Raw genomic sequence first — 15092 nt, forward strand, 5'->3', positions numbered from 1 at the left:
TCGTCAGGCCCCGGAAAGATGTCTGCGGCGGTATAGGGGCAGTCGCGACACGGGGCAAGCCGACAGGATTTTTCGATCGCCTGCTCTTGCGCACCCTTGCCGGCTCACACAGATAACCCTGTCCATCAGGGAGGGCATCATGATCGAAATCAGACCGATGGCGCCGGGCGATGCGGACGCCGTGCTGCGCATCTACGGCGAGGGCATCGCGACAGGCCACGCGACCTTCGAAAGCACGACCCCGTCCTGGCCGGAGTTCGACGCCGGCAAGCTGGCCGAGCCCAGGCTCGTGGCGGTGGATGACGGCGAGATCCTCGGCTGGGCGGCGCTCAGTTCGGTCTCCTCGCGCTGCGTCTATGGCGGTGTCGGCGAGATGTCGGTCTATGTCGCCGAATCGGCGCGCGGGCGCGGTGTGGGCCGGGCCTTGCTGGCGGGCATCGTCGAGGCGTCCGAGGCGCAGGGCATCTGGATGCTGCAGGCCGGCATTTTCCCGGAGAATACGGCGTCGATCGCCTTGCACGAGCGATACGGTTTCAAGCGGCTGGGTGTGCTGGAGGGGCTGGGCAAGATGCCGCACGGGCCGCTGGCGGGACACTGGCGCGACGTGCTGCAGATGGCCCGGCGCAGCCGGGTGGCGGGTATCGACTGACGGGGCTTGACCCGTCCGTCCGCATCGCCTCTCGTTTCGTCCATGAAAACTCTCTGCGGCGCGCTGGCGCTTTTCCTTGTTCCGACAACAGCGCTGGCCCAGCCGGAGGCCGAGCCCCGCTGTACGGTCGAACTTGTCGTACTCGGTGTGGCCCAGGACGGCGGTGCACCGCAAATGGGCAATCCGGACGATCCGGCCTGGGCCGATCCCTCCCTGAGACGGCTGGCCACCTCGATCGCCGTCGTCGACCGCAGCCGCGAGGAGCGCTATCTGTTCGAGGCCACACCGGACATGCGCGAGCAGTTGCAGCGGCTGGACGAGTTCTACCCGGTCGACACGGCGCCGGGGCTGGACGGGATATTCCTCACCCACGGGCATGTCGGTCACTATGCCGGGCTGATCTTCCTGGGCTTCGAGAGCATGGGCGCACGCGAAGTGCCGGTGCATGTGATGCCTTCCATGGGGGCATTTCTCTTCTCCAACGGCCCCTGGGACCAGCTGGTGCGCTATCAGAACATCGTGCTGGAGGGCATCGAGGCGGGCGAACCTGCCACGGTCGGCGCGCTCACCGTGACACCGTTCGAAGTGCCCCATCGGCAGGAATACACCGAAGTCGTCGGCTTTCGCATCGAGGGGCCGGACCGCACCGCGCTCTTCCTGCCCGACATCGACAGCTGGGAGGAGTGGGAAACGTGGCCTGCGGGTGAACCGGCGCGCATCGAGGAGATGATCGCCTCGGTGGATGTCGCCTATCTGGACGCCACCTTCTTTGCCAACGGCGAAATCCCCGGCCGCGACATGTCGGGATTTCCCCACCCCTTCATCACCCATTCCATGGACCGCTTTGCGGACCTGCCGGCCGAAGAGAAGGCCAAGATCCGCTTCATCCATTTCAACCACACCAACCCGGTCCGCTTCCCCGACGCACCGGAGCGGGAGCAGGTGTTCGAGGCCGGGTTCGGCCTGGCGGACGAGGGCGAGCGGTATTGTCTGGGGGATTAGATCGCCATCCTCCCCCTTGATGGGGGAGGGGGACCGACGCGCAGCGGCGGTGGAGGGGGTGAATCCCGATGCTGGCAGGGTCGCCGCCACCTCGCCCCCACCCCTTCCGTCCGGCTTTGCCGGACACCTTCCCCATCGAGGGGAAGGATGAAAATCCCCTAGCCCAGCAGCCAGAGCCAGAACGGGATGGTCACGAAGCAGAAGAGCGCTGACGCCGTGATGTCCCCGGCGGAATAGGGCGCGTCGCCGCCCATCTGCTTGGCCAGCACATAGGCCGAGGCGGCGCCAGGGCTGGCGCCGGTGAGCAGGAGCACGGTCAGAGGCACGCCTTCGATGCCCAGCGCCCGGCCGATGCCGTAGAAGACCAGCGGCGCGATCATCAGCTTGAGAAAGACCGACAGGGCCAGAAGGCGCGGACGCGCCTTCATGGCGGTGAAGTTGAGCCCGGCGCCGACGGCCAGGAGGATCAGCGGCAGGGCCGCCTGGCCCATCAGATCGATCGTGCCCGTCACCATCACGGGCAGCGGGATATTGCCCAGATTGACGATGCCGCCGGCGGCCGAGCCCAGGATCAACGGATTGGTGGCGATGCGGTAGAGAATGGAATTCCATTGCGGCCTGGCCCCGTCGCCCCACACCGCCAGCACGGCAACACACTCCATGTTCACCAGCGGGATCGAGGCCACCATGACCAGGGCGACGAGGATCTCGCCCTCATCCCCGAACAGGGCGATGCCCAGGGCCAGGATCAGCAGCCCGTTCCAGCGGCAGGTCGCCTGGAACAGGCTGGTGAAGGTGGGATTGGGGATCGTCAGGAAGGGTTTCAGGGCCAGGGTGAGGCCCGCCATGGCCAAAAAGCCCAGCATGGCCGCCGCGATGAAGGTGCCCAGCTGGATATCGCTCAGATCGGCATGGCTGATCGATGAGAACAAGAGCGCCGGCGACAGCCCCAGATAGGCCAGGCGCGATATCGGTCCCCAGCTGTCATCGGGCAGGAGATTGGACCGGCGCAACAGCCAGCCGATGAAAATGACGCCGAAGACGGGGACGAGGGCGGTGACGATGGGTGATTGCATGGCGACCCTTAATTATTGTGCTTCGGGACCGTGGTCATCCTTCCCCATCGGGGGGAAGGATGGTTTGAGCCTGGCCTCACCCACCGGTTTGCGCCAGCCGGTCCAGCGCGCTCTGCAGGATATTCGCTGCGGCATGGGCGTCGATGATCTCGCGGCGCTTGTCGCGGCGCACGCCGGCGGAAATCAGCTTTTCCTCGGCCTCGAAGGTGGACAGGCGCTCGTCCTGGAAGACAAGGGGAATATCGCGCAGGCGCAACAGGTTGCGGGCCATGGCCTTCGCGGACTGGGCGCGTGGCCCCTCGCTGCCATCCATATTCACCGGCAGGCCCATGATCAGGCCGGCAGCCTCGCGTTCGTCCATGAGATGGAAGATGCGCTCGGCATCGGCGGTGAATTTGGTGCGCCTGATCGTCTCGACCGGTGTCGCCAGCCCGCGCGAGGCGCCGCAGGCGGCGACACCGATGGTCTTTGTACCCGGATCGAGAGCGATCAGCGGGCCGTCCGGCAGGTCTTCGAGGGCGACAATGGGCATGGCGGCGAGATGCGCCGTGCACGTGCAGCCGTCAAGCTTTCTTGCACCCGCGAAGGGCGGTTGCTACTCAAGCGGCTTCGAATATCCGGAGTGATTTTCCCATGTCCGTCACCGCCGACGATGTGCGCCGCATTGCGCGTCTCGCCCGACTGGCCGAACCCGAGGACCGGGTCGAGGCGCTGGTCGGCGAGCTCAATGGAATCCTGAACTGGATCGAACAGCTGAACGAGGTCGATGTCGACGGCGTGCAGGCCATGACAACACCGGTCGCCTTCCCGCTGCCGATGCGCAAGGACGAGATCACCGATGGCGGCATCCGCGACCAGGTACTCGCCAACGCTCCCCGGTCCGACGAGGGCTTCTTCGTCGTGCCGAAATCGGTGGAGTAGGGGCTCATGAGCGATCTTCTCAAACTCTCCCTCGACGAAGTGTCCACAAAGCTGAAGGCCAGGGAGGTTTCGGCCACCGAACTGGCGCAGGAGGCCTTTGCGGCCTGCCGGGCGGCCCAGCCCAAGCTGAATGCGTTCACCGCCTTCGACGAAGCGCGCAGCATGGCGATGGCCAGGGCCGCGGACGACCGTATCGCCAAGGGCGAGGGCGGGCTGCTGGAAGGCGTGCCGCTGGCGATCAAGGACCTGTTCGCGGTAGAGGGGATCGATACCTCAGCCTCGTCGAACATCCTCAAGGGCTTCAAGCCGACCTACGAGTCAACTGTCACCTCCAAATTGTGGAGCGAGGGCGCGGTCTTCGTGGCCAAGACCTCGATGGACGAGTTCGCCATGGGCTCTTCGAACGAGACGGCGAATACCGGTCCCGTGGTCAATCCGTGGCGCGCCAAGGACAGCAATGAAAGCCTGACACCGGGCGGGTCCTCCGGCGGTTCCGCGACGGCGGTGGCCGCCGATCTGTGCTTCGGCGCGACGGGCACGGACACGGGCGGATCGATCCGCCAGCCGGCGGCGTTTACCGGCACGGTCGGGGTGAAGGGCACCTATGGCCGCACCTCGCGCTGGGGCGTCGTGGCCTTTGCCTCCTCGCTCGATCATCCCGGTCCCTTTGCCAAGACGGTGAAGGACAGTGCAATCCTGCTGCAGGCGATGTCCGGACACGATCCCAAGGATTCCACCTCCCTGCCCAATGCGGTGCCGGACTTTGTGGCGGCCTGCGGCGGGTCGGTGAAGGGGCTGAAGATCGGCGTGCCCAGGGAATACCGCGTCGACGGCATGCCCGAGGAAATCGACCGCGCCTGGCAGCAGGGCATCGACTGGCTCAAGGCTGCCGGTTGCGAGATCGTCGACATCTCCCTGCCGCACACGAAATACGCCCTGCCGGCCTATTACATCGTCGCTCCGGCGGAAGCCTCGTCCAATCTGGCCCGCTATGACGGCATGCGCTACGGCAACCGTGTCGAGGGCTCCGATCTCAACGACACCTACGAGAAGACGCGCGGGGCCGGTTTCGGCCATGAAGTGCAGCGCCGCATCATGATCGGCACCTATGTGCTTTCGGCCGGCTATTACGATGCCTATTATCTGCGTGCCCAGAAAGTGCGCACGCGCATCCTGCAGGACTTCCACGACGCTTTCGGCAAGGTCGACGCCATCCTGACGCCGTCGGCTCCGTCGGCGGCCTTTGCGCTGGGAGCGAAATCGGACGATCCGATCGCGATGTATCTGAACGACGTCTTCACGGTGACGGCCAACCTGGCCGGCGTGCCGGCCATGTCCGTGCCTGCGGGCCTCGACAAGTCCGGCCTGCCGCTGGGCCTGCAGGTGATCACCCGCGCCCTGGACGAGGAGACCATGTTCAAGGTCGGCGCGGCGCTGGAGGACAGCGCCGGTTTCACGCACAAGCCGGAGAAGTGGTGGTAGGCGGATGAGCGACCGGCCGGAGAAGCCCTACAGCACGGCGAACGACTGGATCAATCGCGCGATTGTCCTGGTCATTGCGCTGATGTGTCTCATCTTCGGCGTACCGCTGGTGGGCGGCAGTGCCCTGAGTTTCACTACCATGATAGCGGCGGGCGAATGGCCCAATCCCTGGACCATCGTCGCGTTCGGTATCGGGCTGGCGCTGTGCGCATTCGGCGTGGTCGTCGGCTGGAGCGCCCTGGTGCCGCGGAGGAAGGCATGAGCAAGCCGCTCCACCCCGCCATGAAGCTCGCCCGCCCGGCCTTCCTGGTCGGCGCGCTGCTGGTGCTGGCGGGTGTCGTGGTGTTTCGGGGTATCGCCCCGCTGGAACCGCGCAATCTGTGGACCGTGCTGCTGGTCACGCCGGGCGTCGGCTTCCTCTTGTTCAGCGTGACGGTGAAAATGGCCGGCCGGGTCCTGGTCGCGGCGATGAACACGCCGGAGGACGAGCGGCCGAAATGGGACGATGACGAGGATGAGGAGGCGGGGACACACCCTCCTTCCCCTTGATGGGGAAGGTGGGCCGAGGCGAAGCCTCGGGTCGGAAGGGGTGAATCCCGGTGCTGGCAGGTTTGCTGCGTCGTCGCAGACACCTCGCCCCCACCCCGTCCACCACGCCTTCGGCGCGGTCCCCCTTCCCCATCAAGGGGAAGGATGGCTGTAACGGCCGTCACGGCCTGGAGCGCCGCCCCAGAGGCAGGCTGCACCGGTTGGATGGAGACAGCCATGACGGGCCGGCCGGTCAGGCTCGCGCGTGCTCTGCGAAAGCGGATGACGCCGCAGGAAGTGAAGATGTGGAGCGCGCTTCGGGCCCTGAAGCGCCAAGGGTATAGATTCAGGCGGCAGGTGCCGCTGGGGCATTACATCGTCGATTTTGCCTGCTTCGATCCGAAGCTGGTCATCGAGGTCGATGGCGGACAACATACGCTCGACGGTCACAAGCGGCGCGATTTGGAACGCGACCGATGGCTGGCAGGGCAGGGATTTGCGGTCCACCGTGTGTGGAACCACGAGGTGAACGACAATTTCGATGGCGTCATGGACGCCATCGGCGAGTATCTGCGAGGCAAGGGCGCAAGATGACCGAACATACCTACCGCCTGCCGGGTGCGACCGGCGATTGGGAAGTCGTGATGGGGCTGGAGATTCACGCCCAGGTGGTTTCGAAGGCGAAACTGTTTTCCGGGGCGGCGACGGCCTTCGGCGCGGCGCCGAACACCCAGGTCTCACTGGTCGATGCGGCGATGCCGGGCATGTTGCCGGTGATCAATGAACATGTTGTCGAACAGGCCGTGAAGACCGGTCTGGGCCTCAATGCCAAGATCAACACCTGGTCGCGCTTCGACCGGAAGAATTATTTCTATCCCGATCTGCCGCAGGGCTATCAGATCTCGCAATTCCAGTTCCCCATCGTCGGCGAGGGCGCTATCGAGTGCGAGCGCGATGACGGTTCGCGCTTCACCGTGCGTATCGAGCGGCTGCACCTGGAACAGGATGCCGGCAAGTCGATCCACGACCTCGATCCGAATTCGACCTATGTCGATCTCAACCGCTCCGGCGTGGCGCTGATGGAGATCGTCTCCAAGCCGGACATCCGCTCGCCCGACGAGGCCTCGGCCTATGTCTCCAAGCTGCGCACCATATTGCGCTATCTGGGCACGTGCGGCGGCGACATGGAGAAGGGCCAGCTGCGGGCCGATGTGAACGTGTCGGTGTGCAAGCCGGGCGCCTACGACAAATTCCGGGAGACCGGCGATTTCAAGCATCTGGGCACGCGCTGCGAGATCAAGAATGTCAACTCCCTGCGCTTCATCCGCCAGGCCATCGAATACGAGGCCCAGCGCCAGATCGATCTCATCGAGGAGGGCGGCAAGGTTGACCAGGAGACCCGCCTGTTTGACGCCAATACCGGCGTGACCCGGTCGATGCGCTCCAAGGAAGAGGCGCACGACTACCGCTACTTCCCCGATCCCGACCTCCTGCCGCTGGAATTGCAGCAGGACTGGATCGACCAGATCCGCGTCAACCTGCCGGAACTGCCGGACGAGAAGCGCCAGCGCTTTGTCGCGCAACTGGGCCTGTCCGAATACGACGCCTCGGTGCTGGCGGCCGACAAGGACCGCGCCGCCTATTTCGAGGAAGTGGCCGAGGGGCACGATGCCAAACTGGCCTCCAATTGGGTCAATAACGAGCTCTATGGACGTATCAACAAGGAAGGCCTGACCATCGCGGATTGTCCGGTCACGGCGGCCCAGCTGGGCAGGCTGGTGGCCCTGATCGAGGACAAGACGATATCCGGCAAGATCGCCAAGGATGTGTTCGAGATCCTCTGGGCCGAAGGCGGCGATCCGGCGAAGATCGTCGAGGAGCGCGGCCTCAGACAGGTCACCGATACCGGCGCCATCGAAGCCGTCATCGACCAGCTCATCGCCGACAATCCCGACCAGGCCGCCTCGGTGAAGGAAAAGCCCAAGGCCATGGGCTGGTTCGTCGGCCAGGTGATGAAGGCCATGCAGGGCAAGGCCAACCCGCAGGCGGTGAACGAGATTCTCCGGAAGAAGCTGCTGGGGTAGGGGAGTGAGGCCGGTCACACCCTCTTGACCGCCTGGCGGTTAGGTCTCGTCTTGTTCAAACCTCCCTCTCCCTGGGGAGGGGCATCAAGGGAAAGGCGGGAGACCCCGCCTTTGGCGGGCCGGGCCCGGCACAAGAACCTGCATCTCGCGCGATCCATGCGGAAAAGGCAGACGCCGGCCGAAGCGCGTCTGTGGTCACGTCTTCGCAATGGCGGCGTGGAGGGGGTCAAATTCTGCCGTCAAATTCCGATCGGGCCTTGCATCGTGGACTTTGTATCGCGTGAGGCCCGCCTCGTTGTCGAGGCTGACGGCGGCCAGCACAGCGAACAAGAGGAAGCGGACAGGGCGCGTGCCGATTTTCTCGAATTCCGGGAATATCAGGTCCTGCGCTTCTGGAATCATGCGATCCTCGCGAATACCGATGCGGCGATCGAGGTTATTGTGAAAGCCCTGCATTGGGCGGTGCATCCAGAAAACCCCGCCAATAGCGCCGAGTGATCCAGTAGGGGATTTCCCCCTCATCCGCCCTTCGGGCACCTTCCCCCCGGGAAAGGGGGCTTGTTCCCGCAGCGTCTTGTCCGACCTGTCTGGCCCCGGCCGCGCATATCGTGCTAACCCTCTGATCCCGCCGCGTTAGCCGGAGCTTTCATGACCACGCCCCAGGACGATTCAGCGCTCGACGAGCTTCTGCCGGTGGAAGTGCTGCAGGGGCAGGCGCGGGATTTTCTGGCTTGGCTGCAGGCGACCGTCACGGACATCAATATCGCCCTGCAGATCGGCCTGGTGGCCGTGGCGATCATTCCCGCGCTGATCTTCGGGCCGCGCCTGCGCCATGTCGTGGAAGCGCTGACCAGGGAGCGGATCAAGACGGGGCTGGCGCGCCGCCTCCTGTCGGCGGCCATCGCCCTGGCAACGCCCTTGGCGCTGCTGGCCGTGCTGGCTGTTATCCGCATCATCCTGGGATCGCTGGACAGGCCGATCCACCTGGTCGATGCGGCGATGAGCCTGATGACAGCCTGGCTGGTGATCCGGGCGGTGACGCTGATCATCCGCTCTCGCTTCTGGTCGAAAGTGGCGTTCTACATCGCCTGGCCGGTAGCGGCGCTGGACGTATTCGGCCTGCTGGACGATGTTGTCAATCAGTTGCAGGCCCTGGCCATTCCTCTGGGCGAGACCGAGGCCGGCGAACCGGTCGATCTGTCCCTGTTCGATATCCTGCGCACCCTGATCTATTTCGGCGTCCTGTTCTGGGCCGCCTCGTTCGCGGGACGGGCGATCAATGCCCAGCTGGAACGTGCTGACGAGATCTCGCCGGCCCTGCGTGCCCTCATCGCCAAGGTGCTCGGTTTCGTCCTGCCGGTCGTGGCGCTGCTGATCGCATTGCAGCTGACCGGCTTCAACCTGGCCACGCTTGCGATCTTTTCCGGCGCCGTCGGTATCGGTGTCGGTCTGGGTCTGCAGAAAACCGTGGCGAATTTCGCGGCCGGATTCACCCTCCTGGCCGACAAGTCCATCAAGCCGGGCGATGCACTGGAGGTGGATGGTACCTTCGGCTGGGTCACCGGCATGCAGTCGCGCTACGTCTCGATGCGCACGCGCGACGGCACCGAACACCTCATCCCGAACGAGCACTTCATCGCCAATGGCGTGATCAACTGGTCCAAATCCGACCGGGTGGTGCGCCAGCACGCCCCCTTCGGCGTGTCCTACGGGACTGTGGACATGGAGAAGGTGCAGCAGCTTGCCATCGCCGCCGCCCAGACCGTTGACCGGGTCGTGCCGGACAAGACGCCGGTCTGCAATCTGATGGAGTTCGGCGACAGCTCGGTCAATTTCGACCTGCGCTTCTGGATCTCCGACCCGCAGAACGGGCTCTCCAATGTCCGCAGCGACGTCTACATGGCGATCTGGAAGAGCTTCCACGAGAATGGCATCGAATTCCCCTTCCCGCAGATGGATGTGCACGTGAAGGAAATGCCTGGACCGTCCGACACCTGATCCGCCTCAGCAGATGCAGGTGCAATAGCGGCCGGACGCAGAGTGCGCCTCCGCGATCTCGCGGAAGTTGCCCGCATCGATCGCCTGCCAGAGCGCGGCCCAGGCATCATTCTCGGCCTTCGTGCCATACTCGATCAGACAATCGGGACCGATATAGCGAAGGATGCCGACCGGCTTGTAGAGATTGTCCGACGCACTATTGCCGGGCTCCGGCCAGGCTTCCGGCGCCATCTGCACCGCTTCGCCACGCTCGCGCCGCTCGGCGCTGGCGGCCAGTGTCAGGGCCGGCCACCAGGGCAGGAAGGGCACGATGTCGTACTCGTTCTGGTAGCGCACGGTGAAGGGGCGCAGGCCCAATGCATCATAATTGCTCTGGACAGTCGCATCGCAGGTCAGCGGGGCGGCGAAGCAGCAATTCTGCACCAGCATGTGCGGGTGTTCGGACTTGATCAGCGAGGTCGCGAGGAAGGTCATCGCGGCGCCCTTGGAGTGGCCGGTAACGAGAATGCCGCGCTTGCCGGTCAGATCGATGGCGTCGATTGCGGCCTTGGCCATGGGCCAGATGCTGAGCATGCCGGTGGCAAAGCCGGTCTCCACGCGACCGAAGATGCGTCCGCCAATCGTCCAGTCGGTCGGGCCGGCCTCGAAATCCTGCAGCCAGTCTCGGATCCACGCCCACAGATTGCCCTTGAAAGGCGGCAGCGTACCGCGCAGCGCGAGCACAACCCAGTCATCCGCCGTTTCCGCGACAAAGCCGGCATTGATGTGTTCCGGCCCGTTCACAAAGACGGTCGGCTGAGTGCCCGGCTTCAGGCCGAGCTTTGCGAGATTGGGATTGGCGGGATCGAGCGCCCCGTTCCTGATCGCATAACAGGCGATCGAGGCATTGATCAGCCGGCATTCGAGCGTGGCCATGACGTCCTCCCTGGCAGTCGAATGGGCAGGCAGTATCCATCGGGGGAGGAGGGGTGGGGTGTGCGCACGGTCACGCCGGGGCCGGCGCAACAAAAAGAGGACGCGGACTAAGGGTCCGCGTCCTTCAGTTTGCTGAGTGGCGGCGGGCCGGGTCAGTCCGAAATGGCTCGCCGCCGGCGCAAAACCGGTCAGATCCGTCGCGTCTTGCCGCTGGTTTCAGATTATGCCTGCGCGCCTGCGAAAGATAATCAATTGAAACTATGGAAATTATCGAGCCGAGTAATATCGCAAGCGCGAAGTCGTATGCTGTTTTTGTTTTAGATCAGTAGGTTGGATAAAAGTTAGGCGAACATATAAGTTTTCGGTTGACGGCGCGGCTTGGCGCTGAAAGCCTAGGCACATGCCTAACTGTCAGACGCATCTCGATTCTACCTTTCACGCCCTGGCGGACCCGACACGCCGGGCTGTTATCGCCCGTCTTATCGAGGGGCCGGCCTCGGTGTCCGAGCTTGCCGAACCTTTCGAAATGGCTCTGCCGTCCCTGATGCAGCACCTCAAAGTGCTGGAGACGGGCGGGCTGATCCGCACGCAGAAGACCGGACGGGTGAGGACCTGCCGGCTGGAAACCGCGCGTCTGAGCGAGGCACAGGACTGGCTGTCGAAGCAGAAAGCGCTGTGGGAGACCCGGCTCGACCGGCTCGACGCCTACCTCAGGGACATGGCTGCAAAGGAAACCCCCGATGACCCGCAAACGTGACTGGGCCCGCTTCAACCCCGAAACCGATCTGGCCATCGATCGCCGTATCGATGCGCCCGTCGATCTGGTCTGGTCGGCCTGGACCGACCCGGAACGCCTCAAACAATGGTGGGTGCCGCGCCCCTGGACGGCGCCGGAGGTCGAGATGGACCTGCGTCCGGGCGGCATGTTCCGCACCGTGATGCAATCGCCCGAAGGCGAGCGCTTCGACAATGCGGGTATCTTCGTCGCGGTCGAACCGAAAGCCTGGATTGCCTGGACCAGCGCGCTGCTGCCGGGCTACCGGCCGGCCGGCGATGCCGAGCATTGCGGCGGTATTCACATGACCGCCGGGATCGAATTCAGGCCGGACGGTGCGGGAACGCATTACATCGCCACGGTGTTGCACCCGGACAGGGCGTCTCGCGAACGCCATGAAGCCATGGGCTTCCATGATGGATGGGGCACCGTGATCGAACAGCTCGTCGAGACCGTGACGGCGATGAAGGCAGATTCCAGATGACCAGCCGGATCACCCATGAACGCTTCACGCTGGAGCGGCGCTATGACGCTACGCCGGCGCAGATATTCACGGCCTGGAAGGATGTGGACGGGCGGACACAGTGGCAGAAGCCGGCAGACCACCTTCATCTCGTCTATGACGCGGATGATTTCCGGGTCGGCGGCTGCGACATCAGCCGCTGCTGGGCCGATGGCGACGCCAGCGCCTACGAGGCGGTGGTTTACTATCAGGATATCGTGCCGGATCGTCGCATCGTGATGTCCGAGACCGTCAGCCTTGCAGGTCGCAACCTGTCCTCCGCGCTGGCAACGGTCGAGATCGACCCGGACGGGGCCGGCGCCCGCATGCGGCTGACGCTGCAGATCGCGGCGGAGACGGGTTCGGACATCTTCGCCGGCTATCGCGAAGGATGGGGCGCCTTGCTGGAAAATCTTGTTTTACACCTGACGCGGGAGACCATCCCATGACAGACCAACTCACCGTGACCGCAGAACGCCATCTGGAAGCCGACCCGGATGATGTCTTTGCCGCCTGGCTGGATCCGGAGCATGCCCGCCACTGGCTGTTTACCCTGTCCGACTCAACCGTCGTGCGCTGTGACATCGATGCCCGGCCTGGCGGACGCTTTGTGATCGTCGACCGTCGCGAAGGTGGCGATACCTATCATATCGGCGAGTATATCGAGATCGATCGGCCGCATCGGCTCATCTTCCGCTTCATTGCAGGTGAAAGCGCCGATCTTGATCCGGCTGACGGCGGGCGGGTGACCGTCACCATTCTGCCGGAAAAGACGGGCTGCCGGATCACGCTGGTCCAGGAGTTGCCCGAACAATGGGCGGCCTACGAAGAAACAACGCGCGAGGGCTGGAAAACCCTGCTCGCCGCTCTGGCCTCGTATCTGGGCGTGTGGGTGGAGAAGCCCGACACCAAACCCTTCAGGGGAGACATTGCATGACCGATCGCCGCGTCGATCACGACACGTTCACACTCAGCCGGCGCTATGAGTTTCCGCCGCGCACAGTCTTTGCCGCCTGGGCGGAGCCGGCCGCCAAACGCCGCTGGTTTGCCGAGACTGAAGGTTTTACCGACATCGAACACGCCCTCGACTTTCGCGTCGGCGGTCTGGAGAGCGCCTCTGGCCGGGCGCCGGACGGCGGACGTTTTACCTATGACGCCGTGATCCACGACATCGAAGTGGGCGTGCGCATCATCCTGGCCTATCGCATGACGATGGACGACACACCGATCTCGGTCTCGCTGGCGACGGTCACGTTCGAGGCAGACGGCGACGGTACCATGCTGACCTATGTCGAGCAGGACGCCTTCCTTGACGGTCTCGACAATGCCGGTCCGCGCCGTGAGGGCGTCGCCTGGCAGCTGGAACAATTGGCGCTGGCACTCGCCGAAACCCATGAAGGGGTACACTGATCATGAAGTCGCATCTCATCGCGTTCGGCGCCGCCGCCCTGATGACGGCGCCTGTCCTGGCTCAGGATATCGCACCGCCGCCGATGGATCCGCCACCGGCCGGTGCCTACCGACTAGACGCGACCCATGGCAGCCTTATCGTCCATGTCGACCATATGGGATTCTCGCGCTACCCGGTCCGCTTCACGCGATTTGACGTCGAGATGGCGTTCGATCCGCAGGCGCCGGAGACGATGTTCGTGACGGCCGAGATCGACCCGGCTTCGCTGGAAACCCATTATCCGCTCGACGATGTGGATTTCGATGCCGAACTGACCGGTGCGCAATGGCTCGATGTCGAGAACCATCCCGTCATCCGCTTCGTATCGAGCGATGTGACGCTGACCGGCGAGAACACGGCGCAGGTAGCCGGCACGCTTTCGCTGATGGGCATCGAGCAGCCGCTGACACTCGATGTAACCTATAATGGCGGCTATGCCGGCATGGTGCCCTACGACCCGCAGGCCCGGATCGGGTTTTCCGCCACAGCCGCGTTCGACCGTTCCGCTTTCGGCCTTGTCTACGGCATCCCGGCCGAAGGCTCCTCGTTCGGCGTGGCCGACCGGGTGACGGTGAGCATCGAGGCAGAACTTCTGGGGCCGCCGCTCGAGGCGGCAGACTAGAAACGTCCTATTTCAGAAGGCCGATTTCGCGCAGGCGCTGGTTGAGATAGTCGTTGGCGCGGATCGGTTCGGGATATTTGTCCGGATTGTCCGGTCCGGCACAGCCGGGCAGGGTCTCGATCATGTAGTCCGGCCGGTAGTGCAGGAAGAAGGGCAGGGAATAGCGCGAGAATTCCGTACGCGCACCGGCCGGATTGATCACGCGGTGCTGGGTCGAGGGCAGGATGTCATTGGTCGAACGAGCCAGCATGTCGCCCATATTCACTACCAGGCAGCCCGGCGGCGGGTTCATGTCGACCCATTCGCCCGAACGCGTCTTCACCTGCAGGCCAGGCTCTTCTGCGCCCAGCAGCAGGGTGATCGTGTTGATGTCGCCATGGGCTTCCGCGCGGATGGACCCGCCCGGATCGCCGGTGACGGGCGGGTAGTGAAGCAGGCGCATCACCGAATTGCCGTCCTTCACCGTGTCGTCGAAGAAGGTTTCTTCCAGGCCCAGATCGAGCGCGATGGCGCGCAGCACTTTCACGCCCATCGCGTCGAAGGCGGCGTAGAGGCCGTGCACGGTCTCCTGCCAGCCGGCGACTTCGCCGGGGACCAGGTTCGGCGCCATGTCGGCTTCGTAGGGGTGACCGGCGGGCAGGTCGCGGCCGACATGCCAGAATTCCTTCAGGTCGACATGCTTGGCGTCCTTGGCGATTTCCTTGCCGAAGGGCGTATAGCCGCGTGCACCGCCACCGCCCTCGACGAAGTATTTCATCTTGGTGGCTTCGGGCAGGGCGAAGAATTCGGCCGCCTTGGCATAGGCGCCGGCGATCAGGGCCTCGTCCAGGCCGTGGTCGGAAATGGCGGCGAAACCGTATTCCCGGAAGCTGCGGCACAGTTCGCGGGCAAAGCGTGCCTTGTCGGTTTCCAGCAGGGTCATCGAGACCGGCGGGAAGCGGGACAGGAGATCTTGATCGGGCATGGTTCGGCCTGTTGTCTGTTCGCGCCGACAGATACGGCTTTGGCCGTGTCCTGCCAAGCGCCCGAAGGTCGCACACGCGGCCGTGATTGCAGCATCCCCTTGAACGGGAGGCGACGGGGGCCAA

Annotated in this window: 20 protein-coding genes; 16 read left to right on the top strand and 4 right to left on the bottom strand. The window is 64.3% G+C overall.

What is annotated here, in order from left to right:
• Positions 1-139 precede the first annotated feature (139 nt).
• Entirely contained in the window at positions 140-649 is a 510-nt protein-coding gene (locus tag Q1U94_RS01375; RefSeq protein ID WP_300541154.1) for a GNAT family N-acetyltransferase, read from the top strand.
• Between the two features lie 42 nt (positions 650-691).
• The gene (locus Q1U94_RS01380; RefSeq protein WP_300541156.1) at positions 692-1651 is read left to right on the top strand and encodes an MBL fold metallo-hydrolase; all 960 of its coding nucleotides are present in this window, start codon (positions 692-694) and stop codon (positions 1649-1651) included.
• A 158-nt stretch (positions 1652-1809) separates the two neighbouring features.
• Here Q1U94_RS01380 and Q1U94_RS01385 read toward each other — a convergent pair whose 3' ends face one another.
• Together Q1U94_RS01385 and ruvX are read right to left on the bottom strand one after the other, a co-directional pair.
• Entirely contained in the window at positions 1810-2727 is a 918-nt protein-coding gene (locus tag Q1U94_RS01385; RefSeq protein ID WP_300541158.1) for an AEC family transporter, read from the bottom strand.
• A gap of 76 nt (positions 2728-2803) precedes the next feature.
• Positions 2804-3259 carry a Holliday junction resolvase RuvX gene (gene ruvX / locus Q1U94_RS01390; RefSeq protein ID WP_300541160.1) on the bottom strand — a complete coding sequence of 152 codons (456 nt, stop codon included), beginning with the start codon at positions 3257-3259 and terminating at the stop codon, positions 2804-2806.
• Between the two features lie 101 nt (positions 3260-3360).
• Here ruvX and gatC point away from each other — a divergent pair, with 101 nt between their 5' ends.
• The 8 genes from gatC (at position 3361) to Q1U94_RS01430 (ending at position 9740) form a co-directional block, all read left to right on the top strand.
• Positions 3361-3648: an Asp-tRNA(Asn)/Glu-tRNA(Gln) amidotransferase subunit GatC gene (gene gatC / locus Q1U94_RS01395; RefSeq protein WP_300541162.1), complete on the top strand. Its 288-nt coding sequence runs from the start codon at positions 3361-3363 to the stop codon at positions 3646-3648.
• A gap of 6 nt (positions 3649-3654) precedes the next feature.
• Positions 3655-5130 (top strand): Asp-tRNA(Asn)/Glu-tRNA(Gln) amidotransferase subunit GatA, encoded by a 1476-nt coding sequence (gatA, locus tag Q1U94_RS01400; protein WP_300541164.1) that lies wholly within the window; start codon positions 3655-3657, stop codon positions 5128-5130.
• A 4-nt stretch (positions 5131-5134) separates the two neighbouring features.
• Positions 5135-5392 carry a hypothetical protein gene (locus tag Q1U94_RS01405; RefSeq protein WP_300541166.1) on the top strand — a complete coding sequence of 86 codons (258 nt, stop codon included), beginning with the start codon at positions 5135-5137 and terminating at the stop codon, positions 5390-5392.
• Entirely contained in the window at positions 5389-5679 is a 291-nt protein-coding gene (locus Q1U94_RS01410; RefSeq protein WP_300541168.1) for a hypothetical protein, read from the top strand. Before Q1U94_RS01405 ends, Q1U94_RS01410 begins: the two co-directional genes overlap by 4 nt.
• A gap of 216 nt (positions 5680-5895) precedes the next feature.
• Positions 5896-6252 carry a DUF559 domain-containing protein gene (locus tag Q1U94_RS01415; RefSeq protein WP_300541170.1) on the top strand — a complete coding sequence of 119 codons (357 nt, stop codon included), beginning with the start codon at positions 5896-5898 and terminating at the stop codon, positions 6250-6252.
• Positions 6249-7742 (top strand): Asp-tRNA(Asn)/Glu-tRNA(Gln) amidotransferase subunit GatB, encoded by a 1494-nt coding sequence (gene gatB / locus Q1U94_RS01420; RefSeq protein ID WP_300541172.1) that lies wholly within the window; start codon positions 6249-6251, stop codon positions 7740-7742. Before Q1U94_RS01415 ends, gatB begins: the two co-directional genes overlap by 4 nt.
• Positions 7743-7853: 111 nt before the next feature.
• Positions 7854-8240 (top strand): DUF559 domain-containing protein, encoded by a 387-nt coding sequence (locus Q1U94_RS01425; protein WP_300541174.1) that lies wholly within the window; start codon positions 7854-7856, stop codon positions 8238-8240.
• A gap of 150 nt (positions 8241-8390) precedes the next feature.
• The gene (locus Q1U94_RS01430) at positions 8391-9740 is read left to right on the top strand and encodes a mechanosensitive ion channel domain-containing protein (protein WP_300541177.1); all 1350 of its coding nucleotides are present in this window, start codon (positions 8391-8393) and stop codon (positions 9738-9740) included.
• 6 nt (positions 9741-9746) lie between these two features.
• Here Q1U94_RS01430 and Q1U94_RS01435 read toward each other — a convergent pair whose 3' ends face one another.
• The gene (locus Q1U94_RS01435) at positions 9747-10655 is read right to left on the bottom strand and encodes a lipase family protein (protein ID WP_300541179.1); all 909 of its coding nucleotides are present in this window, start codon (positions 10653-10655) and stop codon (positions 9747-9749) included.
• 400 nt (positions 10656-11055) lie between these two features.
• Between Q1U94_RS01435 and Q1U94_RS01440 the strand changes: the two genes are divergently transcribed.
• Genes Q1U94_RS01440 through Q1U94_RS01465 form a run of 6 tightly spaced genes read left to right on the top strand, consistent with a single transcriptional unit; the run spans position 11056 to position 14004 of the window.
• Positions 11056-11412 carry a metalloregulator ArsR/SmtB family transcription factor gene (locus Q1U94_RS01440; protein WP_300541181.1) on the top strand — a complete coding sequence of 119 codons (357 nt, stop codon included), beginning with the start codon at positions 11056-11058 and terminating at the stop codon, positions 11410-11412.
• Positions 11396-11914 (top strand): SRPBCC family protein, encoded by a 519-nt coding sequence (locus Q1U94_RS01445; RefSeq protein WP_300541183.1) that lies wholly within the window; start codon positions 11396-11398, stop codon positions 11912-11914. The genes Q1U94_RS01440 and Q1U94_RS01445 overlap by 17 nt, the downstream gene beginning before the upstream one ends.
• Positions 11911-12381, top strand: a complete 471-nt coding sequence (locus tag Q1U94_RS01450; RefSeq protein WP_300541185.1) for an SRPBCC domain-containing protein — start codon at positions 11911-11913, stop codon at positions 12379-12381. The genes Q1U94_RS01445 and Q1U94_RS01450 overlap by 4 nt, the downstream gene beginning before the upstream one ends.
• Entirely contained in the window at positions 12378-12869 is a 492-nt protein-coding gene (locus tag Q1U94_RS01455) for an SRPBCC domain-containing protein (protein ID WP_300541187.1), read from the top strand. Before Q1U94_RS01450 ends, Q1U94_RS01455 begins: the two co-directional genes overlap by 4 nt.
• Positions 12866-13342, top strand: coding sequence for an SRPBCC family protein (locus Q1U94_RS01460; protein WP_300541189.1), 477 nt, complete (start codon positions 12866-12868; stop codon positions 13340-13342). Before Q1U94_RS01455 ends, Q1U94_RS01460 begins: the two co-directional genes overlap by 4 nt.
• A gap of 2 nt (positions 13343-13344) precedes the next feature.
• Positions 13345-14004 carry a YceI family protein gene (locus Q1U94_RS01465; protein WP_300541191.1) on the top strand — a complete coding sequence of 220 codons (660 nt, stop codon included), beginning with the start codon at positions 13345-13347 and terminating at the stop codon, positions 14002-14004.
• 7 nt (positions 14005-14011) lie between these two features.
• On the opposite strand, the gene Q1U94_RS01470 is transcribed toward Q1U94_RS01465, so the two are convergent.
• Entirely contained in the window at positions 14012-14968 is a 957-nt protein-coding gene (locus Q1U94_RS01470) for a 2-oxoglutarate and iron-dependent oxygenase domain-containing protein (RefSeq protein WP_300541193.1), read from the bottom strand.
• Positions 14969-15092: the final 124 nt, after the last annotated feature.

Source organism: Maricaulis sp. (assembly GCF_030149515.1).
Taxonomy (GTDB): Bacteria; Pseudomonadota; Alphaproteobacteria; order Caulobacterales; family Maricaulaceae; genus Maricaulis.